This is a genomic window from Alishewanella sp. HL-SH06 (assembly GCF_052656265.1).
In genome coordinates this window covers 618158-640516 of sequence record NZ_CP199752.1, presented here as the reverse complement: position 1 = coordinate 640516, position 22359 = coordinate 618158, and the positions used below count along the sequence as shown (strand labels likewise).

Sequence of the window (22359 nt, the reverse complement as noted above, 5' to 3'; positions counted from 1 at the left end):
TAAGAATGCTTTGCATTAGCAATGTGTATTTCGTTCACGGTGCACCACCTATCCTGAAAATCCGTAACCAATCGCAACTCACTTCGTTTTCAGCAAAATTAGCGCTATGGTGAATTGAAGCTGTCCGTTTTTAACGCAACACGAGAAATCACTATGCAAGCAATACGTTATATCAGCCTGCTGTGTTTAACACTGGGGTTATCACTGAGTGTGTCACTGCAAGCCGAGCAAATTAGCATTGATATAGACAACGCCATTGTTACCGAGCATCGCACGGAAATTAATGGCCAACGCGTAAACTATAAAGCCCATACCGGCACCCAACCTGTTTGGGACGATAATGGTCATCCTACGGCCACGCTGTTTTATACGTATTATCAACGCACCGATATTAAAGATAATACTAAACGGCCGTTACTGATCTCCTTTAATGGCGGGCCTGGCTCGGCATCGGTTTGGATGCATATCGCTTATACCGGCCCAAAATCGTTAGTGATTGACGATGAGGGCTTCCCAATCCAGCCTTACGGCGTCAAAGCCAACCCACACTCGGTGCTGGATGTGGCCGACATTGTGTTTGTAAACCCGGTAAACACCGGCTTCTCACGTGTGCTACCTGGCCCTGACGGTAAAATGCCATCGCGCGAACAACAGCAAAAAATGTTCTTTGGCGTCAATGCCGACATTCGTTACTTAGCAGCTTGGGTGAATACCTTTGTTAATCGCTATGAGCGCTGGCCTTCACCGAAATTTTTAATTGGTGAAAGCTATGGCACTACGCGGGTTTCGGGCTTGGCATTAGCCTTACAAAATAACGAGTGGATGTATTTAAACGGCGTGATTTTGGTTTCGCCTACCGATATCGGTATTGAACGCCAAGGCCCGGTTAAAGCAGCCAATCGCCTACCCTATTTCGCTGCGGCTGCGTGGTATCATCAAGCACTGGCCAGCGATTTACAGCAAAAAGATTTGTACGATATTTTGCCTGAAGTGGAAAACTTCACTTTAAATGAGTATCTACCGGCTTTGGCGCGTGGCAATTCCTTAGCCGATGCGGAAAAACAGCGTATTGCTGGTTTAGTCAGCCGCTACTCGGGTATCAGTGTACAAAATGTGCTGCGAGCCAATTTGGATATCAGCACAGCGTATTTTTGGAAAGAGCTATTACGTGATCGCGGTCAAACGGTCGGACGCTTAGACTCACGCTATCTTGGCCTTGATAAAAGCGATATTGGCGAGCGCCCTGACTATTGGGCAGAGCTAACCTCATGGTTACATTCATTTACCCCAGCGATTAATCATTACCTGCGTACCGAGTTAAATTACAAAACCGACATTAAATACAATATGTTCGGCGATGTACGGCCTTGGGATAGCAGTAATGACAATACCGGCGAAAATCTTCGTCAAGCCATGGCGCAAAACCCCTACTTACGGGTGTTAACGCAATCGGGTTATTATGATGGCGCCACCAACTACTTCGACGCTAAATATAATATGTGGCAGCTAGATCCCAGCGGCAAAATGAAAGACCGTTTAAGTTTCAAAGGCTATCGTAGTGGCCATATGATGTATCTGCGCAGTGAAGACTTAAAGAAATCAAACGATGATTTACGCGAGTTTATTCTGCAATCATTACCCACGACTGGCCAAGCTGCGAAATATTAATCTGCCGATAGCGCTTTAAGCTTAACGCCATTAAAAAAGCCGGTGAAGCAAACTTCACCGGCTTTTTTTATGCAGCTTAACAACGCGTTAAACTTATTCTGCGTTATCCTCTAGCGTGCTACTGGCTGCATTTTTCGCCAATAAGCTTTGCTGTTCCATTTGTGCCGTCAATTGCTTCACTCGCTTAGCAAAGCTGGCTCTGGATTCAGCAGATACCGGCTTTGCTAATGGAATATGCGCCGTCATCGGATTCACGGGCCGGTTATTGATATGCAGTTCGTAATGTAAATGCGGCCCTGTAGAGCGGCCAGTATTACCCGATAAGGCAATACGTTGACCACGGGTAACCCGCTGCCCGCGCTGCACATTAAAGCGGCTTAAATGTAAGTAACGGGTTTTGTAATTACCAAAATGCTGGATCTCAATATATTTACCCGCATAAGGATGGTTTTCAATCCGAGTGACCACGCCATCTGCCGGGGCTAACACCGGCGAACCCACTGGTAACGGGAAGTCTGTACCATTGTGCGGTGACACACGTTGCGTGATCGGATGTAAGCGGCGCGGGTTAAAATGCGAGCTGATACGCTGTTGCTTTTGTAGCGGGTAGCGCGAGAACGCACGCTCTAAACTGTCGCCATTTGCATCATAATATTGGCCATCTTCATGCATAAAGGCGCTGAGGGTTTGCCGACGATTCAAAATACGAATGCCTTCAATGCGGCTTTGCCCAGTACTTTCTTCACCCACGAAGTTTTCACTGCGCAGCACTTGAAACTGGGCGCCGGCTTGGATGTCACGCGAAAAATTCAAGCGCTCTTTAAACAGTTGATTAATGTTATAGATATCAGCATCGCTTAAACCCGCACGCTGCGCAGAGACATAAAAGCTGCCGTATACTTCACCCACCAGAATATTGCTTTGCCACACGCCGTCATCCACGATTTCTTGATAAGCAAACTCATCTGCAGCGACCCGTTGATACACCACTTTTTTACCGGCATGAATATACAGCTCCATGCTTTGTAACTCACCAACATCATCTAACTGTAAGGTCAGTCGATTACCCGGGTGCAGCACGTCAAGCGCCAGCAAGGATTCATCAGAGGCCATTACCTGCTGAACCGTTTGGTAACTGAGGTTATAACGCGCAAAAATACGGCTTAAACTATCGCCACGCGATATCTGGTACACTTTTACAAAGGGATCTTCAACCGGCTCGGTTTGCAGTTGTTGATGTACCCAACTTAACGCTTGCTCTAACGGCAGTAGTTCGACATTTTGCGGGGCATATTGTAAGCCCATCCCCAGCATAAGCGGTAATACACCCATGCCACTCGGCTGTGTTTCCTGTGGTTTTGGTAACACCAGCAAGACACTCAAGCCCAGCAAACAACCTAACATAAGGCGTTGATGCAAGGCCGGCACTCGACGCCGAAAATCATTGATGAAGTTATTAACCATTTTGCATTCTTTCTTATCGGTTGAGGAAGGTGAATGTGGTTGCGGCATTCACTTAGCAAGGCATCACCGCGAAGGCTCGCAGCGGCACTGAAAAAAATCATTCTATGCCATCAGTCAACGTTTTGCATCCCCACTTTAGCGCTGTTTAACAGATATAATAGCGAGTTTGTTGCATGTTATCGCAAGCATCTGCCCGAATCGACAGAGAGCTGATATAGTCTGACGGAATTTTCCTCAACTTACAGGTATCGTTATGCTGCGTAAAACCGTCGCACTTCTCAGCTGCCTTTGCAGTTTGTCGCTTAGTGCCGCCCCGGTGGTACTTCATAATATCCATGGCTATGGCTTTGATGAGCAACGACAATTAGTCAAATTCCAAACCTTAGTGTTTGATAACGAAACGGGGCAAGTGTTAGCGCGGGGTGATAGCACCTTACGCCAACAGTATGCCCAAGCGACGCAATGGGATGGCCAAGGTAAAACGATACTCCCAGGCCTAATTGATGGTCATGGCCATGTCCTCGGCTTAGGCGATTACCTTAATCAAGCCGATTTACGTGGCATTAGCAGTGAAAAACAATCGGCTGCCAGTGTCGCGGCATTCGCGCAAAGTAACCCAAAACAACAATGGGTAATGGGCCGAGGTTGGAATCAAGTGCTTTGGGATAGCAAAGCCTTCCCAAGCAAAACCAGTTTAGATGAAATGGTCGCTGACAGACCGGTTTATTTGGTTCGTGTTGATGCGCATGCGGCTTGGGTCAACAGTAAGGCACTGGCCTTGGCGGGGATCACGAAAGATACCATCGACCCTCCTGGCGGTGAAATTATTCGCGATGCCAATGGCGAACCCACCGGCGTGTTAATTGATAATGCCATGGGCTTAGTACAAAGTAAGATCCCTGCGCCAACCAACGAAGATAAACAAGCAGCGCTAGACAAAGCTTTCGCCCACTTATTAGCCTTAGGGATCACCTCAGTACATGATGCTGGCGTAAGCTCAGAGCTAGCTGCCTTGTATCAGCAGTTGCAACAACAGCAACAACTCGGTGTGCGTATCTATCCGATGCTTTCGGCCAAAGATCCGCAACTCGCCGATTGGTTTAAAAAAGGTATTGTGGATGACAGCACTGACTGGTTAGATATTCGGTCGGTAAAAATTTATGGTGACGGTGCCCTGGGCAGCCGTGGCGCAGCGTTACTTAGCGACTACAGTGACCGTGCAGGCCAACAAGGGTTGTTAGTAACACAGCCCGATGCCCTAACCGAAATTATGCGTTTAACCATTGGCGCTGGCTTTCAGGCTAATGTGCATGCCATTGGCGATCGCGCTAATCGTTTAGCATTAGATCGCTTTGAACAACTCAGCCCGCTGGCTGATTTAGCTAAAGCGCGGCATCGGATTGAACATGCGCAAATTGTTTCACCCAAAGACATTCCGCGCTTTAAAGCTTTACATGTGTTACCAGCTATGCAAGCAGTGCACGCCACGTCAGATATGAATATGGCCGGTGATCGCTTAGGTGTGGCACGTTTACGCGGTGCTTATGCATGGCGAACCTTTATCGACCAAGGCAGTATCATTGTTGGTGGTTCAGATTTCCCTGTGGAATTGGCCAACCCGTTTCATGGTTTACATGCCTCAGTAACACGGCAAGACCAACAAAATCAGCCTGAAGGCGGTTGGATGCCAGAGCAACGCCTCACCTTGGTGGAGGCATTGCGCTCCTTTACCGTTGATGCGGCCTATGGTGCGTTTCAAGAAGATAAAATGGGACATTTACAACCGGGCAGTTGGGCCGATTTTATTTTAGTTGATCGGGATATTTTTAACGTACCGGCGACGGAACTGTGGCAAACCACCACTTTAGAAACGTGGATCCACGGCAAACAACGTTATAAAAAATAACCCAGTAAAAAGCCGCGATTAACGCGGCTATGGATGGCGCTGCTGGCGAAAGCCGCAGCGCAAATAGCTTAAGGACGTTTACTCTTCGATCACTTCTTCGAGTTCAGAGAAATCTGGGCTCGCTTTGCGGTTATGTTTATCACGTAATTTACCGACAATCGACGCTAACTTACGTTGTAGCTTATCGGCAGCGCCCGTTACGGCTTGGCCAACCGTTGCAGCATGTTCGGTTACGGCAACAGGTTCAACACCTTCTAATCGAGCCTCTAACAAGCAGCGTTTATCATGGCCATCACGCTTAATGCTGCTGTTCTCATCACTTAAATGCACTTCAACCCGAGTAATGTGATCGGCAAAACGGCTTAATTTGCTGTTTAACGTATCACGGGTAAACTCGGCCAAACGTTCATCGGCCTGAATATGCCGGTCACTGTTTATCTGTACTTGCATAGGCTACTCCTTTTGAAAACGGTGTGTTGTCACTACCAATGCAGCTCACAATCACTCCGCATGCACTTTATAATTGGTGACAATAAGGCTAACAGTCAAGGGTGAAAGTTCAAAATAACTGACATATTTTCAGACAGCACGGTAAAGTCTGGTTAAAATAGCCAAATGTTAAATCACTATAGCCGGCAATATGATAAGCATTAAATGGGCGAAGCTAATTAAATCGCTTCAGCTAAAAAAACACCGTAAAGCCGAGCAACTGTTTTTTGTCGAAGGTGAAAAAGCGGTATTAGAAGTACTTGCCTCAGGTTGGACAGTGCGTGCACTTTTTGCCACTGAACGCTTTATTGCGACACAACCACAGGCCATTAAAGCAGCACAACTCCTGCAAGCATGTAGTAGTGATGAGCTAGTAAAATGTGGCACTTTTAGTAGTAATGACGCGGCCTTGGCAGTGGTGGCAATGCCGCAATGGCCTGCTTTTAGCCCGACAGCCACTAGCTGGACCTTGGTGCTCGATAACATTAATGATCCAGGTAATCTGGGCAGCATTATTCGCATTGCCGACTGGTATGGTATTCGTCATATTGTCTGTTCACCTGACACGGCCGACTGCTTTAACCCCAAAGTGATTGCGGCGGCTAAAGGCTCTTTTTTACGGGTACAACTGCACTATTTGCCATTAACAGAAGTATTAAGCCACGCCCAGCAACCCATTTATGGCGCCTATTTGGGTGGTGAGTCCATCCATCAATTAAGCTTAAACAGCTTAGGGGGCTATATCGTACTGGGCAATGAAGCCAACGGTATTAGCCAAGACGTTGGCCGCTGGGTCAATCGTCAAATCACTATTCCGGCCTTTGGTAACGCAGAATCGTTAAATGTTGGCATCGCCGCTGCCGTGATTTGTGATAATTTAATGCGCTTAACCGCGCAATCTAAAGAGAGCAACTTATGACCTTTCCTACCATCGAAGCCTATGTTGGCAATACGCCATTGGTGCGCTTGCAACGTATGGCCAGTCACACGCAAAGCGTGGTGTTATGTAAGCTCGAAGGCAATAACCCTGCCGGTTCAGTGAAAGATCGCCCGGCGATGAATATGATTGCAGAGGCCGAGCGCCGTGGCACTATTCAGCCTGGGCAGCGTATTATTGAAGCGACCAGTGGCAATACCGGTATTGCTTTGGCCATGGCGGCTGCCATCAAAGGCTATCCAATGACCCTTATTATGCCCGCCAATGCCACTGAAGAGCGTAAAGCCTCTATGCGAGCCTATGGCGCAGAATTGATTTTAGTCAGTAAAGAACAAGGCATGGAAGGTGCGCGCGATTTGGCCATGCAAATGCAAGCTGATGGCAAAGGTATCGTCTTAGATCAATTTAACAATACGGATAACCCTGCTGCGCATTACCACAGCACGGGGCCTGAGCTTTGGCAGCAAACCGAGGGCAAAATAACCCATTTCGTTTCCAGCATGGGCACTACCGGTACCATCATGGGCACTTCGCGTTATTTAAAAGAACAAAACCCAGCGATTCAAATCATTGGTTTGCAGCCCGCCGAAGGCGCTAGTATTCCGGGGATCCGTCGTTGGCCGGCTGAATACCTGCCGGGCTTTTTTCAAGCCGAACGTGTTGATCAAGTGATCGATATTGCACAAGACGCCGCACTGGATACTATGCGGCGCCTGGCCAAAGAAGAAGGCATTTTCGCCGGTGTCAGCTCAGGAGGCTCGGTATTCGCGGCTTTGCAAATCGCTGAACAAAATCCCGGCTCAATAGTGGTTGCGATTATTTGCGATCGCGGAGATCGCTACCTATCATCCAATATTTTTTAAGCGCAGCGCAGCGTGAGTTTTGAATATCTGGCGCTGCTTGCCGCGGCTTGCTGGGCCTTTGGCAGTTTATTGTCGGCGCAAGCCGCAACGCATCTGGGTGCCTTTGCCTTTAATCGCTATCGCATGCTGGTGGCGATGCTGTTGCTTTGGGGCATTTCGCTCCTTACCGAGGGTTGGCGCACATTAGACAGTGCTAGCATCTTGCTGTTAACGGTTTCCGGTGTCATTGGTATTGTGATTGGCGATACCGCACTGTTTGCCGCGATGAATCGCTTAGGCCCGCGCCGTGCCGGTGTATTGTTCGCTACCCATGCGTTATTTTCTGTGGTACTCGCTTACTTTTGGCTTGGTGAGACCCTCTGGGGGTTAACCTTGGTTGGCAGCAGTATGCTGATGGGTGGTGTGATGATTGCAATTTTATTTGGTAAACGTCGCGCAGAGCAACACATCTGGGAAACCAATCAATATGGTTTAGCCAGTGGCATAGCCTTAGGCTTGCTGGCGGCATTTTGCCAAGCAGTTTCCACCTTAATGCTAAAACCACTGATGCTAAGCGCTATTGATGCGATTGCCGCTTCAGCGGTGCGCATGAGCAGCGGTTTTCTATTACATCTGCTGATTTTTTTACTCGGTTTTCAGGTAGCGCGTAGCCATTTGCCGATGACTGCACGCATTTTATGGTTAGTGATTATCAATGCCAGCTTATCGATGGTGCTGGGCATGACCTTGATTTTGCAGGCCCTAAAATACGGTGATGCCGGCATGGTGGCGATGCTGTCATCGATTAGCCCGGTGTTAGTACTGCCAATGTTATGGTTAGTGTATAAACGCACACCGGCTTGGGGGGCATGGTTAGGTGCTTTATGCACCGTTGTGGGCACCATGTTGATTTTATGGCATTAAATGCAGGCATTTCTGCCAAACCCGTTAGTAAAATTGCAGCATTCCCTGTCGTTCGGCCGTAGCAACCCACTAGCTTGCTCTGATATAGTGCAGTTTCGATAGAAAAAGAGGTTTACAGCATGCAATGGCAGGTCCTTACCTTCGCTGAATTAGACACCCTGACACTTTATTCATTACTGCAACTGCGAGTAGATGTCTTTGTCGTGGAGCAGAACTGTCCTTATCCAGAATTAGACGATAAAGATTTACACCCGCAAACACGCCATGTAATGTTGAAAAAAGGCGACAAGGTGATCGCTTATTCACGTATTTTAGCGCCAGATGTCAGCTTTAAAGGCTTTCCAGGTATTGGTCGCGTTTGCATTTCTCAAACCGCACGCCGATTGGGTTTAGGTAAAATCTTAGTCGAAAGAACATTAGCGGAAGTCGCCAACTTATGGCCTGATACCGATGTGCATATTTCAGCGCAGTGTTATTTACAACGCTTTTATCAAGATCTCGGTTTTGCTGCTGCCAGTGAGCCTTATCTAGAAGATGATATTCCACATTTAAAGATGATCCGTGCTGCGCACTAAGTGTGCTGCTACCGATGCAAAAGCGGGTGAGCATTAAGCAATAAAAAACCCGCCATATCTCAGTAACACCGATCAGTTTAGTGTATAACTGATCGGCATCACCGAATCACGGCGGGTTTTTCTAATAAGCAGCGGCCTGCTTAGAACCGATAACGAAAGCCCGCTTCAACAGAGCGTTCAGTGCCGACATAAATACCTTGGCGTAAACCAGTAATGTAGTCTTTATCTGTCAGGTTTTTCACTGAACCAAAAACGGTAAAGCCTTCAAATACCTGATACTGCGCAAACAAATCATACACCGTGTAAGCCGGTAACAAGCCTCCCCAAATGCCGCCTGCCGCGGTCGATGGAATCGCCACTTGGTTACTGGCATCACCATATTGTTCACCACGGTGATGTGCCGATAAACTCAAGCTTACGGCTTCAATGTTGTAGCTCAATGCCATATTTGCGAGTAACTTTGGCGCATAAGGTAAGCGATTACCTGCAAAATCCCCTGTTTCAAACTCAGACGTCGGCACCCAGGTTGCATTACTGTCGATCCGAAACCCCGCACCAAGGTTATAGCCGAGCACCAACTCCATCCCTGCATGCTTAGTGGCACCGGCGTTCGACTGGGATAAATTCGGGTTACTGTTACCGGTAACCACTTGATTAGTGAAGTCCATGTAAAACGCGGCGGCTTCATAATTCAACTCGCCTGCATTACCACGGATACCAAGCTCGTAGTTCGTCGATTGCTCACCTTCTAACAACTGATCAGCCAAACCATCTAACGCCACACCATTAGATGCCGGCGAAAACGCACGGTACACACCACCATATAACTGGCTGGCAGGGGTTAATTCATAAGTAGCACCAACACCTGGTAAAAATTCCGTATTGCTGGTTTTGGCCGTTGCACCGTTATCAGTTAACACCACACGTTTTTGCTCGTATGACTCTACACGTAAACCTGGGGTCACTGCTAAATCGCCGGTTAACTGAATACGGCTTTGCGCATAAGCGGCAATACTGGTGGCAGAATCAATAATATGCCGGTCGTTAACACCTGAGCGATCCGACAAACGCGTTGCACGGATGCGATTATCATCGGCCTCTTCTTTCATTAAACGTAAGCCAAGCTCCGTCGCGGCAGCGGCGCCCATGAAGTCTTGATCAAAGCTTAAACGGCTTTCAATACCAACACGTTCGAAGCTGCGGTTATTGCCGGTTAAGGTATCCGCATACACCCAACGGCCAGCAGCATTAGACGCCGCCGTATTAACATCATAACGCCAGTAATCGCGAGTAATATCACTCCAATACACGAGGGTGTTGAGTTTAGTAGTGTCGCTAAGCAGCAATTCATGGTTTAAATCAAATGCCGTACGATCAGTTAAATACCAATCATCAGGTGCAGCGTTATAACGTTCGCCATTTTCAAAAGCGTCTAAAAAAATACCACGATAGGAAATATTGGCGTCGTTTTCATTATAAGCAAACTTCAGCCCGACTTTTTGCGTGTCACTTAAAGCAATACCGGCTTTGACCATCACATCTGACATGTCATAGCCTTTATCCATAAAGCCGTCGCTGCTCGCTTGCGTGGCAACAATACCCGCAAAAGCATCTTCAGCGGCGTTAGTGGCGCCCGCCTCTACATTCACTTCTTGCATATTGAACGAGCCAACACGCGCAGATAACTGTACGCCATCATCCGGATTTTTGGTGATGTAGTTCACTACGCCGCCGATGGTAGAAGGGCCATAACGTAATGAGGCCGAACCTTTTAGCACTTCGACCGACTCTACTCGCTGAATACGGGTGTTAAAATAGCGATCGTTACCAATAAATAAACCCGGTGCCACTGGCACACCGTCTTCTAATAATAACGATTTTGACTCACTGGCCGACAAACCGCGCATACCAAAGTTAGCAACAATGGCAGTTTCTTCTTCGCTTTTAAGGTTAATGCCTGGCACGCGACGCAGCACGTCTTCGGTAGATAAGGGTTGTACTTGCTCTATTTGCTTGCGGTCAATCAAGATCACCGAGCCGGTTTCATCAAACACATGGCTCTGCTGTTGGCCTTTGATTTTCAACACTTCGATAGCCGGCATAATTTTACTGGCTTGTTGATCAGGGCTGGTCACTTCCGCGGTTTCAGCTTGAGTACTCGCAGCAGCGAATGAGCATAAAATGGCAGCAGCAATGGGATGATAATTCAGATATTTCATAGCAACCTATCTAATTTAATAATGGTTCAACAAGTAAAGTGGGCGCAAGAATAGCACCCATCAATACCAATGACAATTATTATCATTTAGATTTGCGTAAGCATTGCTAAATTATAGAGTGGGCGCGGCGTATAATTGCTCTGCCCGGTTAAACAAGATCCAACTGGTGAGGATATATTTGTCGTTCGATACCGGTGTACAACCGCGGTGCGTATGCGTGAAGTAAGCCGGTGCAATCACCATGCGGCCCTGTTGGGGTTGAATAGATTTTTGCTGATAAAAAAACTCGGTTTGACCGCCTTCTGCCACATCATTTAAATAAAACATAAATAATAACGTGCGATGCAACGGCTCGTTATCTGGCAGTTGTGGGTATACCTCGCAATGCCAATAGTTATAGTTGCCTTTTGCCTGTTGATATTTTTGCGCTTGGATCGGCCCTAACCGGTACAAGGTACGCATAAAACCAAAGGTTTGCTCTTGGCTAAACTGGCCAAAATTATCATGGTTTACTGGCTGCGGTTGCTGAGTGATGGGATCTTGCGTAGTAATCCCAACTGGGGCAATTAAGGCAAAATGGTATTTCTTAAAATACGCATGCGCATAGTGCGAAGTGCTCTGTATTACTTGCTGTAGTAGTTGTTGATACTCAGGATATTGATTTAAATATAAGTCAGTACTGATTTTTTTACTGGTATCTACGCCAGAGCCGGTACGACCCGCTTGTTTATGTGGGCTTTTGTCAAAAGCACGGATCAACTGTTGGCAAAGAGCCGGGCTTAGCGCATTATCGTATACTTCGATAAAATTGGTCATTTAGGCAATCCTGACTATGTTTACTGAAACTTTGCAGCCCCGCTTCTCAGAAACCGATGCGCTGGGCCATATAAATAACACGGTATTTGCAACCTGGTTTGAAAGCGGCCGCCAAGGCGTTTTTCGCATTTTCACTCCGGATTTAGACGTCAAACGTTGGACGTTGATTATCGCCAGCATTCACATTAATTACCATGCCCAAACGCACTATAACGCCCCTGTCGAGCTACGAACTTGGATCAGCCGTATCGGCAGTAGTTCCTTTGATATTTATCAAGAGGCTTGGCAAAACGGCCAAAAATGCGCATCCGGTACTGCCGTTATGGTGAAGTTCGATTATACACAACAACGCGCCAGTAAGCTGACAACAATAGAGCAAGCCGCGTTAAACTCGCATTTACTGCCCACGCCTTAGCGTTAACGGGGGGCAATTGGTCGAAAGCCACTAGCCAGAGACGACAATCCCCCGTAAGTTAGCTTGGTACTAGCCACCAACGGAGCCATTAAATGAACTATAAAATCCCCCTGTTGTGTCTCAGCGTGTTAATTTGCATGCCGCTGCAAGCCTTTGATCGGATCACGGGCAAAGACTTTGCCAGCCGCTCAGAAGTGATCGCAACCGAAGCGATGGCCGCCACCAGCCATCCGTTAGCCACACAAATCGCCCTCGATATAATGAAACAAGGCGGTAATGCCATTGATGCAGCCATTGCCGCTAACGCTGCACTGGGTTTAATGGAGCCGACCGGCAATGGTATTGGTGGTGACTTATACGCCATTATTTGGGATGCGAAAACGGGCCGTTTACACGGTTTAAACGCTTCTGGCCGTTCACCGATGGGGCTAAGTTACGATACCTTAAAAGCCGAGCTGGATAAGCTGGGCCGCCACGATTTACCGCCACATGGTATGTTGCCGATCAGTGTACCTGGTGCGGTTGATGGCTGGTTCGAGATGCATCAAAAATTTGGCAAATTATCGATGCCGAAAATTCTGCAGCCTACCATCCAATATGCCGAAAAAGGCTTCCCCGTTACTGAGCTCATTGCTTATTACTGGGATCGCAGCGTGCCGATTTTAAGTAAACAACCAGGCGATTTTAGCGGCACTTATACTATTAATGGTCGTGCCCCGGCTAAAGGCGAGATTTTTAAAAACCCCGCGCTAGCTAATACTTTAAAAGCCATTGCTAAACATGGCCGCGATGCTTTTTATCGTGGTGAGATCACCCGCAAAATTGACAGCTTTATGCAACAAAACGGCGGCTACTTACGCTATGACGATTTTGCCAAACATCGTTCAGATTGGGTTGAGCCGGTAGGTGTTGATTACAAAGGCTATACGCTGTGGGAATTACCACCCAATGGCCAAGGGATTGCGGCCTTACAAATGCTGCAAATTCTAAAAAACTTTGATTTAGCCAAGCTGGGTTTTAACAGCGCCGAAAGTATTCACTTAATGGTGGAAGCGAAAAAGTTGGCGTTTGAAGATCGTGCAAAGTTTTATGCCGATATGGATTTTAATCAATCACCGATTGCCGGCCTGATCTCAGAAGCCTACGGCAAAGAGCGGGCAAAACTGATTGGTGAGCGCGCCGCACAACGGGTTGATGCGGGTAACCCGAATCTGTATGAAGGCGATACTATCTATATGACCACCGCAGACAAAGACGGCAATATGGTGTCGCTTATTCAAAGTAATTATCGCGGCATGGGTTCAGGCGTTACCGTACCGGGTCTAGGCTTTATCTTTCAAGATCGCGGCCAATTATTCTCGATGGATAAACAACACGCCAACGCTTATCAACCTGGCAAAAGACCTTTTAATACCATTATCCCAGCCTTTATTACCAAAGATAACAAGCCATTAATGAGCTACGGTGTCATGGGGGGAGCGATGCAACCGCAAGGTCATGTGCAAATCTTAGTGAATATGGTCGACTATGGCATGAACCTGCAAGAAGCGGGTGATGCCGCCCGCTGGCAACATTTAGGGAGCACTGAGCCAACAGATGGCCAAGACGCTTACCTGCAAAATGGCGGTTATATAGAGGTTGAACGCGGTGTACCCTTTGAAACCGTGCGCGAATTACAGCAACGCGGCCATGACATCCGCTGGGGCTTAGGTGGCTATGGCGGCTATCAAGCTATTATGCGTGATCATGCCAACGGCGTGTGGATTGGCGCCTCTGAATCACGCAAAGATGGTCAAGCAGCAGGTTACTAATACGTTATAAGCTGACGGCGTCTGCCGTCAGCGACACCTTGGCATCATGGTGTTGCTCAATATGCCGAATGGCTTGTGTTACATCACCATCAAAAGGCACTGCCGACGCAGTACGTTGTTTACGCAAGCTAATTCGCTCCGCGGCTTTTAAATAGCGCATAATCTCTTCTTCACTTTTTAATTGCAGCCGTGGCACCCGAACGGGTTTACCCGTGTCGCTGTCTTTGGCAATCATCGTGAAGTACGACGAATTACAATGCTTAACCAGCCCGGTTTGAATATTTTGGGCATCAACTCGGATCCCAACCACCATCGAACTCGCGCCCACATAATTGACAGAGGCATTTAGTGTGACTAACTCACCCACTTCAATAGGATTAAGAAAATCGACGCGATCTACCGATGCGGTGACGCAATATTTACCGCTAAACTTGGAGCCACATGCAAAAGCAATTTGGTCCATTAACGACAACAAGTAACCACCGTGAATTTTCCCGCTGAAATTAGAATGAGAAGGCAACATTAGCTGCGACAAGGTAATTTGTGAGCATTTCACTGTTTTGTATGCGTTATCCATGGCAAGCACTCCCATATATGTATTTCACAACTTAGTTTAGTTGCTCTGTTAAAGGTTTGTCTTGCACTAAGATCCACGGCGAAATCACTACTGCCCAAAGCTCCGTTTTTGCCTGATACCATTGCTGCGCTTGTTGCTCTGTGGTGCGACGAATACTGCCCTGACTTAACCAATCGGCAACTTGTGCTTTATTATCCTGACTAAAAGCAAAAGCCACTTCAATTAAATCGGCAACTGGCTCCACGCTGATCACATTTCCCGCAGCATAAAACTTTTGCAACTCGAGCCAACTGATACGCGCCGTTTCGGCAATAATTTTGGCACGGATTAAGGTAGGATCTTCAGCCTCCTCAACCAAATGGGCATCAGGCGGGGTAATCGCAGTCATAACATCCTCAACGTCGTTTAAACTCTCATTCTTGCTCGTCTTGCTGCTCAGTGATCTGTTGTGCACTGAGCTCGTGTTTTTTCAATAATTTATAAAAATCGGTTCTGTTGCGCCCGGCTAAATCGGCGGCACGAGTCACATTACCTTCGGTCATTTGCAGCACTCGCGTCAAATATTGCCGCTCAAATTGATCACGCGCTTCCGTCAGCGTCGGCCAGTAACTGGTGTTTTGTGATAACGCTTGCTCAACTAACGCAGCGCTAATAATCGGGCTTTGCGTTAAAGCTACGCATTGCTCCACCACGTTAACTAACTGCCTGACATTTCCCGGCCATTTGGCGGTAGCGAGAATTTGCAGCGCATCGTCTGAAAAGCGTGTCACTTTCACGTGATGCCGATCGGCGCTTTGCTGCAGTACATGCCGAGCTAATAACGGAATATCTTCTGCTCGCTGCTCTAAGCCCGGTAATTGTAGGTTTACCACATTTAAACGATAGTATAAATCTTCTCGGAATTGACCTTCAGCCATCGCTTGCTGTAAATCGCGATGCGTGGCCGATAGCACGCGTACATTAATCGGGATCGTTTTAGCACTGCCAACCGGGCGAATTTGTCGCTCTTGCAACGCGCGTAGCAGCTTCACTTGAAGCGCCACCGGCATATCACCAATTTCATCTAAAAATAAAGTACCGCCATCCGCTTCACGAAATAAGCCCAAGTGCTCCGTCACCGCCCCAGTAAAAGCCCCTTTACTGTGACCAAATAACTCTGACTCTAACAAATGCTCGGGTAAGGCCCCGCAGTTAATCGCAACAAAGGGTTTACTGCCACGTGGGCTGGCCTGATGGATAGCATTGGCTAACAACTCTTTACCGGTTCCGCTGGCACCGGTAATTAACACGCTAACATCACGCTGAGCGACACGATAGGCTTGCTCCAGCAAGTCTTGCATCAGTTTACTGCGAGTAATAATAGCGGCACGCCACTGCGCTTGCTCGGGTAACGACTGATTTAAAGCCCGCTGTAACACCTCCCGTAACTCAACCGGATTGAGCGGTTTAGTAAGGAAGCCAAAAACACCGCGCTGTGTAGCCGCTACCGCTTCTGGAATAGAACCATGTGCAGTCATTAACACGACAGGCAAACCTTTATAGCGCTTGGCTATTTCATCAAATAAACTCATGCCATCTAAACCAGGCATGCGTAAATCGCTTAGCACCACATCAACTGTTTGCTTGGTTAACATGCTTAATGCCATTTCAGCACAATCGGCATTTAAAACCTGGTAGCCTTCACCTTCTAAACGTAAGGTTAATAAGCGCAGTAAACTCGGATCATCATCGACCAATAATAAACGTGGATTTTCTTTAGCCATGGTTTGCTCCATTGCCATTCTCAGGCAGTGGTTGCTGATTCAACTCTGCCTCGATTTGCGTTAAAGCATCGATTTTCTTTTGCAGTTCACGATTGGTTTTTTGGGCCCTATCGATCATATCTTGTTGTTGCGCATTCAAACGGGTCACTGCACTGACGGCAGATTCGGCCTCTAATAACTTTTGATTAAACGTTAGCTCCCAGCTAAACAACGCGGCAAGGCGAGGTGGCAAAGACGATAATAATTCTGCTAAATGCGTTTGCACTCGAAAGCGCGTGACATGAGGCATATCAGGATGCAAATTAAGCAGCGCTTGCTGAAATTGAGCCAACTTATCCAACTCTGGTAGGCTGCGTAACCGAGCACGCTCGGGCATCGGATCGCTTAAGATTTGCTGCTTGTAATCCAACCACGCTTGCAAACTTGCCGCAGAATCATTTAAGGCCAATTCAAAAACAACCTCAGGCTCAGGTTCAACAAGAGCTGGCACAGCTTCAGGTACTGGCTCTACTGATGTGGTGGCGCTAGGTAACTCTGGTAACGTCGTTAATTGACACCCAGCCAGTGTCAGCAACATCAGCAGTAGCACTGCATTTTTCATAGCGGTTTTTCTCCTAAAAACGGCAAGTGAACACGGATACACACATCCGCATACACGACATCGACGATATCCGCGTGGCCCCCTAACAAACGAGCACAATCGGCAACTATAGACAGGCCTAAGCCAGAGCCTTGTACCGAGTCGAAACGTGGCGTGGTGCCACGTTGAAAGGGTTCAAACAACTTTTCGCGCAGTGCCACCGGAATGGGTGCGCCATTATTCGCCACTTCTAACAAGATCATATCGTCTTGCCGATACAATTTTACCCAAACGGGGCTACTTTCAGCACCGTAAGCTTGAGCGTTATTGATCAAATTATCCAAAATACGTCGGAACAAGGTGGCATCGGTATAAAGCGTATTCAGCTGGCAATCGAGCTTCACTTGTTGCTGACGCTGCTGCAGCGATAACGCATGATCATTAAAACAAGCTTGCAATAATTGTTGCGGTGTTTGCCAAGCCCACTCTGGTTGAGCTTGTTGCAATAATCGATTGTAATCGAGCAATTGTTCAGTTAACACGCTGAGTCGATCGGCACTGCCATTTAGCAGGGTCACCACTTCTAATTGTTGTGGTGTTAATGGGCCAACCAATTGCTCAGTTAGCAAAGCGCAACCTTCACGAATACTCGACAGGGGCGTTTTTAGTTCATGAGAAGCGTGGCGCAGTAAAATCAGTCGCAGCGCTTCTAACTGCTGTAAGCGCGAACTTAGCCAACGCAATTGTTCGCCCAGTTCGGTTAATTCACGAGGGCCGCGCAGTTTTTCATCGGGAAATTGATGCTTAGGTTGGCCAATAGCACGGATCATCCGATCAAGCTTTTTCACCGGCGCCGTAATACGGTTAGAGCTCCATAGCACCAGCAGTAAGGTCAGCAGCACCAAAGCAAAGGTTTGCCAAGCAAGTTGTTGCTGGGTATGCGTGACAAATTGCTGCTGTTCAGACAACTGCCGTTCTAGTAGATCCCAAATTTGCTGAGTGATCCGCTGCTGCTGTTGGCGAATTTGCTGCATTAAACCTTCAGGCGTATTGATGAGTTCTTCACTCAGGCGTTGGCGCAGCATTTCTAAAGCTGCTTCTTGCTCGGCGCATAAATTCAGTTGTGGTAAATCCTGACAAACCTGTTGTAGTAATTGCTGCTGATTCTCGATATGCGTTAAAGCCACTTTGCGGATCGCTTCTGTGCGCACCACACCGTATTGCCGCACGGCTCGTTCAATATCAATCACTACACTTTGCATACTTTCCGATTGGCGTACATAGGATACCGAGCGCTCGGCCGAGGTAATCGCGAATGAACTGACGCCACTGAGCGATTTATTACTTTGCCACAGCAGCACCCCCACCGGGATCAATGCTAAAAAGAAACTGAGCAAGACCAGCTGGCGTAACGAGGCAGTTTGGATTGAAAAACGCATAACGACCGAACTCAGACTAAAAGACAGTGCTGGCTAGTTTACTGAAAAAACGCGCCTTTGTATTGCAGATATAAAAAAGGCCAGCAATGCTGGCCAAGGCAGATTCAGCATAACGCTGCAGATTACTGCGCCAACTCGGTGGTTAATGAGGCAGTAAAGGTGGTTTGTGGAGCCTGTGCCAGATGCACGGCTTGTTCTTGCTCCCACGCTTGCACACTGCTGTTATTCAAATCGATACGACGCAGCATAGTGAACACAATAGCCATGTTAGCAACCAGAAACAGGGTAACAAAACTTAAAAACATATCCATGATACTTCTCCGCAAATGGCGCCTTGTTGCAGGCGGTTAGAACTGTCTCAGGAGAATCGCGTAAAGGTAAAACTGCTTTGCCTTTACGCTATTCCCCTGCAGTCTTATCATAGATAATGCACGGCGCGTGCCAACATTTAAAAATACTTATAAATCAGGCGCTTGAGAGTTTTCAGAGAGGTTTCAGTGTGGTGAGCTCGGAGGAGGTGTTGCCAAATGGCGACACTAAAAACAGCATAAAACCGATAATGTTAAAAATCAACAACTTAGGCTGTATGCTTTTTGCGACACACAACCTAAGCCGCTGTTCTAACTAAATAAAACCGTAGCGCTGCGCTACGCGATCGAAATATTCTAAACAGTGTTTGGCATATTGACGCTTTTCCACGTAGCTTCCTGGGAAAAAGCTCTTCTTAAAACCATAAGCCACCATATCTTTCAGCCGCTTTAATGGCACATCAAAGTTATCTAGCGCCAGCTGATATTCTTTACTGACCGTGGTATTTGACACTAAGCGGTTGTCAGTACAAATGACCGTGGCAATACGGTGCTCTAACATGTCTTTAAATTTATGCTGGCGAATATCGGTAATAGCCGGATTGGTTTGTAAGTTACTGGTTAAGCACACCTCAATTGCAATACGCTTATCGGCAATGTAAGAAGCCAAATTCTGAATATAACTGGCTTTATCCAGAATAGCGGGGTCTTTAATCATATCGGGCATAAACATCGAATAACCGTGGCCAATACGATCGGCATAACATTCTGTGATGGCTTCAAACACACTTTCTGCGCCATAAGCTTCACCCGCATGTAAGGTTTTTAATAAAAAGTGTTGATGCGCGTATTCATACACTTCTTTAAACTTGCCAGCAGGATAGCCTGCTTCTTGCCCAGCCAAATCTAAACCAACAATCGGGATGCCTTCTTCGTCACGCAACCGCACACTGGCGCGCACTAATTCCATCGCCGCTAGCTTAATCACATCCATCGGTGCAAAATCACGCATCAACTGAAATAAATTGGTGTAATAAGGTGAAAACCCTTTATTGCCAAACATGCGCATCGCGCAATTGATAATACCGTAATGAAACGGTGGCCGCTCGCCACGCAACACCCGCTCTGTGGCGTTATACTCTTGCATAGCGCGCTTTAAGCCATTGTTCACCGCGTGCATGATTTGGTCAAAGTCGATGCCTCGCGTTAAATCGATTAATAGCTGAGGGGCAAAACGTACCTCGATATAATTGACGCCCTCGGCTTGGTTATCCAACGCCAGCTCGTAAGCCGCTTGCTCTAAGTTTTCCGGATCGCGCAGCACCGCACAGGTATATTGAAAGCAGTGAAGATACTCACCTAAATTTTGGTAACGGTCTTTAAACACCAACTCTTTGAGGCCGCTAATACTTTGTGATGGCAATGCCACCTGACTGCGCTGCGCCATCTCAATTAAACTGTCTAAACGCAGGCTACCATCCAGATGCAAGTGTAAGTCGGATTTCGGCATATCTTTAATAAAATCGGCAGAGTATCTAGGCATAATGATTCCTTCTAATTATCCATGCAGAATAACATAGAAGACTTCGGCAACGCACATGGCTTGAATGTGGGGGACGACTTAATACGCTGGATTCTCTGCTAACAAAATTAGCTATGGCAGCAAACTAGGTTTATGCTTTTAAAAGGTTACTTTTTTCATTCGACGATATAAATGCGCCGTTCAACAACGGACTGTTATGACTCAATTCATAAAAGCCTAGGCTTAATACGGAGATTTTATGCACTTGAACACTTTTACCATTCGCACAAGACTAATATTAATCGCGTCAGTCGCCGTAACAGCCCTAGGATTTATGTTGTTCCTTATGCAATATCAAGAGCGAACCTTAAGTCAGCTCGCTCAAGCAGATAAACTCATCGCTGAATTGAATAGCGGCATGCTGACCTTACGGCGCCATGAAAAAGATTTTTTACTACGAAAAGAATTACGCTATCAACAGCGACATCAAGATACTCAACAACAACTCACTCAAAAAATGACTGAACTGCAAGCGCTATTACAGTCACTCTCGATAGAACAACAACAAACGCAAAAATTTGCCGCTTTAGTTCAGCTTTATGCACAAGCTTTTGATCAGTTAATTTTAACTGAACAACAGATCGGCTTAACCGCAAAAGAAGGGCTAATGGCAAGCTTGATGGAAACTAGCCAACCATTACACAACAGTTTGAGCGACCGCCCCTTTGAACAAGGTTTATACTGGCAGATCCGCTCTGTTGAAAAAGACTTTATCACCTATCTGCAACAAGAAAGTGCTGAGCGCCACCTAACACTTAGCCGCCAGTTATCTGCCACATTAACCCCAGCAGAAGCACTTTTATACAACGACTATCAGACTGTCTTCCAACAACTCGTGGCGCTATTCCAGCAACGAGGTTTAACCCCAAGTGAAGGGCTAGAAGGGAATATGCGCCAACAAATCCAAGCTACAGAAACCTTACTTGCAGATATGTCGGAGCAGCTAAGCCATCGTTTTGAGCTGGCTATGCAAAAAATTAATAGATTGAGCCTGGGCCTATTTGTACTGATCATCTTTTTGGTGATCTCTTTGGTAAGTTTAATTGCTCGCAGTATCAATAAACCCATTAGCCAAGCCTCAAGCGATTTAGCAAAGATACGAACCAATAAAGATTTTACCCTACGCTTGCAACTCACTGGTAAAGATGAAATTTCAGCACTCGGTCAGGACATGAACTCCTTGCTTTCCGATGTCCAAAATTTAGTAAAATCGGTAAACCATTCTTTGGAGACATTAGATAAAGTCACGGTTGAACTTGCAAAAACTGCAGCGAGTACCGCAGAAGTGACGCAAGCACAACAGGGTGAAACCGATATGGTCGCGACGGCAGTAACCGAGATGGGCGCAACTATTCAGGAGATTGCGTCAAATACTGAAGCAGCGTCCAGTACCGCGCAAACGGCCAATGAGCATGCGCAAAAAGGACAGCAACAAGTGAATGATACTGTTACCTATGTGCGTGCTCTTGCTGAGCGTTTACAACACGCCAATTTATCAGCAGTTGAGTTACAGAAAGACAGTACCAGTATTGGTTCAGTGCTAGACGTCATCAGAAGTATTGCCGAACAAACCAATTTGCTGGCACTGAATGCCGCCATTGAAGCCGCACGGGCGGGGGATGCCGGCCGAGGCTTTGCGGTGGTTGCAGATGAAGTAAGAACACTTGCACAGCGAACCCAGCAATCGACTCATCAAATTGAAGGTATTATTCAAAAACTGCAAGAACGCACTAAGGGCATTACCAGGATCATGCAAGAATGTGGTGACGAGGGGGGGCGAAGCGCAACTCAAGCAGCGGCAGCCAGTGAGTTACTACAAACCATTACCAACGCTGTATCAACTATAATGGACATGACCACTCAAGTCGCTACTGCAATTGAAGAGCAAAGCTCTGTTGCAGCTGAGGTCAATCGTAATGTAGTAAAAATTCGTGACTTATCTGAGGACACTGCTGACGTAGCAGTAAAAACCAATCAATTAAGTGACGATGTGGCCAACCAAGCTAAAATGCTAAGGCTAGAAGTGAACAAGTTTCGTGCCTAA

20 protein-coding genes are annotated in these 22359 nt (G+C 47.0%); 9 read left to right on the top strand and 11 right to left on the bottom strand.

What is annotated here, in order from left to right:
- Positions 1–153: 153 nt before the first annotated feature.
- On the top strand, positions 154–1668 hold the full coding sequence (locus ACUJFK_RS02815; RefSeq protein ID WP_445426012.1) for a S10 family peptidase: 1515 nt from the start codon (positions 154–156) through the stop codon (positions 1666–1668).
- Positions 1669–1761: 93 nt separating this feature from the next.
- Here ACUJFK_RS02815 and ACUJFK_RS02810 read toward each other — a convergent pair whose 3' ends face one another.
- The gene (locus ACUJFK_RS02810) at positions 1762–3132 is read right to left on the bottom strand and encodes a peptidoglycan DD-metalloendopeptidase family protein (RefSeq protein ID WP_306177294.1); all 1371 of its coding nucleotides are present in this window, start codon (positions 3130–3132) and stop codon (positions 1762–1764) included.
- A 253-nt stretch (positions 3133–3385) separates the two neighbouring features.
- Here ACUJFK_RS02810 and ACUJFK_RS02805 point away from each other — a divergent pair, with 253 nt between their 5' ends.
- On the top strand, positions 3386–5038 hold the full coding sequence (locus tag ACUJFK_RS02805; protein ID WP_445426011.1) for an amidohydrolase: 1653 nt from the start codon (positions 3386–3388) through the stop codon (positions 5036–5038).
- A 78-nt stretch (positions 5039–5116) separates the two neighbouring features.
- On the opposite strand, the gene ACUJFK_RS02800 is transcribed toward ACUJFK_RS02805, so the two are convergent.
- The gene (locus tag ACUJFK_RS02800) at positions 5117–5488 is read right to left on the bottom strand and encodes an HPF/RaiA family ribosome-associated protein (RefSeq protein ID WP_226750406.1); all 372 of its coding nucleotides are present in this window, start codon (positions 5486–5488) and stop codon (positions 5117–5119) included.
- Positions 5489–5678: 190 nt separating this feature from the next.
- Between ACUJFK_RS02800 and ACUJFK_RS02795 the strand changes: the two genes are divergently transcribed.
- The 4 genes from ACUJFK_RS02795 (at position 5679) to ACUJFK_RS02780 (ending at position 8805) form a co-directional block, all read left to right on the top strand.
- Positions 5679–6446, top strand: coding sequence for a TrmH family RNA methyltransferase (locus ACUJFK_RS02795; protein ID WP_306177296.1), 768 nt, complete (start codon positions 5679–5681; stop codon positions 6444–6446).
- Positions 6443–7327, top strand: a complete 885-nt coding sequence (gene cysM / locus ACUJFK_RS02790) for a cysteine synthase CysM (RefSeq protein WP_226750408.1) — start codon at positions 6443–6445, stop codon at positions 7325–7327. Before ACUJFK_RS02795 ends, cysM begins: the two co-directional genes overlap by 4 nt.
- A gap of 12 nt (positions 7328–7339) precedes the next feature.
- On the top strand, positions 7340–8230 hold the full coding sequence (locus tag ACUJFK_RS02785; RefSeq protein WP_445426010.1) for a DMT family transporter: 891 nt from the start codon (positions 7340–7342) through the stop codon (positions 8228–8230).
- Between the two features lie 119 nt (positions 8231–8349).
- Positions 8350–8805 carry a GNAT family N-acetyltransferase gene (locus tag ACUJFK_RS02780; RefSeq protein ID WP_226750410.1) on the top strand — a complete coding sequence of 152 codons (456 nt, stop codon included), beginning with the start codon at positions 8350–8352 and terminating at the stop codon, positions 8803–8805.
- A gap of 140 nt (positions 8806–8945) precedes the next feature.
- Here ACUJFK_RS02780 and ACUJFK_RS02775 read toward each other — a convergent pair whose 3' ends face one another.
- Positions 8946–11024: a TonB-dependent receptor family protein gene (locus ACUJFK_RS02775; protein WP_445426009.1), complete on the bottom strand. Its 2079-nt coding sequence runs from the start codon at positions 11022–11024 to the stop codon at positions 8946–8948.
- A gap of 111 nt (positions 11025–11135) precedes the next feature.
- Positions 11136–11840: a 2OG-Fe(II) oxygenase gene (locus tag ACUJFK_RS02770; protein ID WP_445426008.1), complete on the bottom strand. Its 705-nt coding sequence runs from the start codon at positions 11838–11840 to the stop codon at positions 11136–11138.
- Positions 11841–11856: 16 nt separating this feature from the next.
- Here ACUJFK_RS02770 and ACUJFK_RS02765 point away from each other — a divergent pair, with 16 nt between their 5' ends.
- Both ACUJFK_RS02765 and ggt read left to right on the top strand, forming a co-directional pair.
- Complete coding sequence (locus ACUJFK_RS02765) at positions 11857–12255, top strand: acyl-CoA thioesterase (RefSeq protein WP_445426007.1); 399 nt, start codon at positions 11857–11859, stop codon at positions 12253–12255.
- Between the two features lie 92 nt (positions 12256–12347).
- A complete protein-coding gene (gene ggt, locus ACUJFK_RS02760; RefSeq protein WP_445426006.1) occupies positions 12348–14066 on the top strand; it encodes a gamma-glutamyltransferase in 1719 nt (572 codons plus the stop codon).
- A gap of 4 nt (positions 14067–14070) precedes the next feature.
- Here ggt and ACUJFK_RS02755 read toward each other — a convergent pair whose 3' ends face one another.
- From ACUJFK_RS02755 to ACUJFK_RS02725, 7 genes are all read right to left on the bottom strand, one after another.
- Positions 14071–14643, bottom strand: coding sequence for an acyl-CoA thioesterase (locus tag ACUJFK_RS02755; protein WP_226750414.1), 573 nt, complete (start codon positions 14641–14643; stop codon positions 14071–14073).
- A gap of 31 nt (positions 14644–14674) precedes the next feature.
- A complete protein-coding gene (locus tag ACUJFK_RS02750) occupies positions 14675–15031 on the bottom strand; it encodes a DUF2288 domain-containing protein (RefSeq protein WP_226750415.1) in 357 nt (118 codons plus the stop codon).
- Positions 15032–15056: 25 nt separating this feature from the next.
- On the bottom strand, positions 15057–16406 hold the full coding sequence (locus tag ACUJFK_RS02745) for a sigma 54-interacting transcriptional regulator (RefSeq protein WP_226750416.1): 1350 nt from the start codon (positions 16404–16406) through the stop codon (positions 15057–15059).
- Complete coding sequence (locus tag ACUJFK_RS02740; protein WP_226750417.1) at positions 16399–17007, bottom strand: hypothetical protein; 609 nt, start codon at positions 17005–17007, stop codon at positions 16399–16401. The genes ACUJFK_RS02745 and ACUJFK_RS02740 overlap by 8 nt, the downstream gene beginning before the upstream one ends.
- Positions 17004–18425: a sensor histidine kinase gene (locus tag ACUJFK_RS02735; RefSeq protein ID WP_445426005.1), complete on the bottom strand. Its 1422-nt coding sequence runs from the start codon at positions 18423–18425 to the stop codon at positions 17004–17006. Before ACUJFK_RS02735 ends, ACUJFK_RS02740 begins: the two co-directional genes overlap by 4 nt.
- Positions 18426–18547: 122 nt before the next feature.
- Entirely contained in the window at positions 18548–18736 is a 189-nt protein-coding gene (locus tag ACUJFK_RS02730) for a hypothetical protein (protein WP_226750419.1), read from the bottom strand.
- 313 nt (positions 18737–19049) lie between these two features.
- Positions 19050–20276, bottom strand: a complete 1227-nt coding sequence (locus ACUJFK_RS02725) for an adenosine deaminase family protein (RefSeq protein ID WP_226750420.1) — start codon at positions 20274–20276, stop codon at positions 19050–19052.
- Positions 20277–20514: 238 nt separating this feature from the next.
- Between ACUJFK_RS02725 and ACUJFK_RS02720 the strand changes: the two genes are divergently transcribed.
- On the top strand, positions 20515–22359 hold the full coding sequence (locus tag ACUJFK_RS02720; RefSeq protein WP_445426004.1) for a methyl-accepting chemotaxis protein: 1845 nt from the start codon (positions 20515–20517) through the stop codon (positions 22357–22359).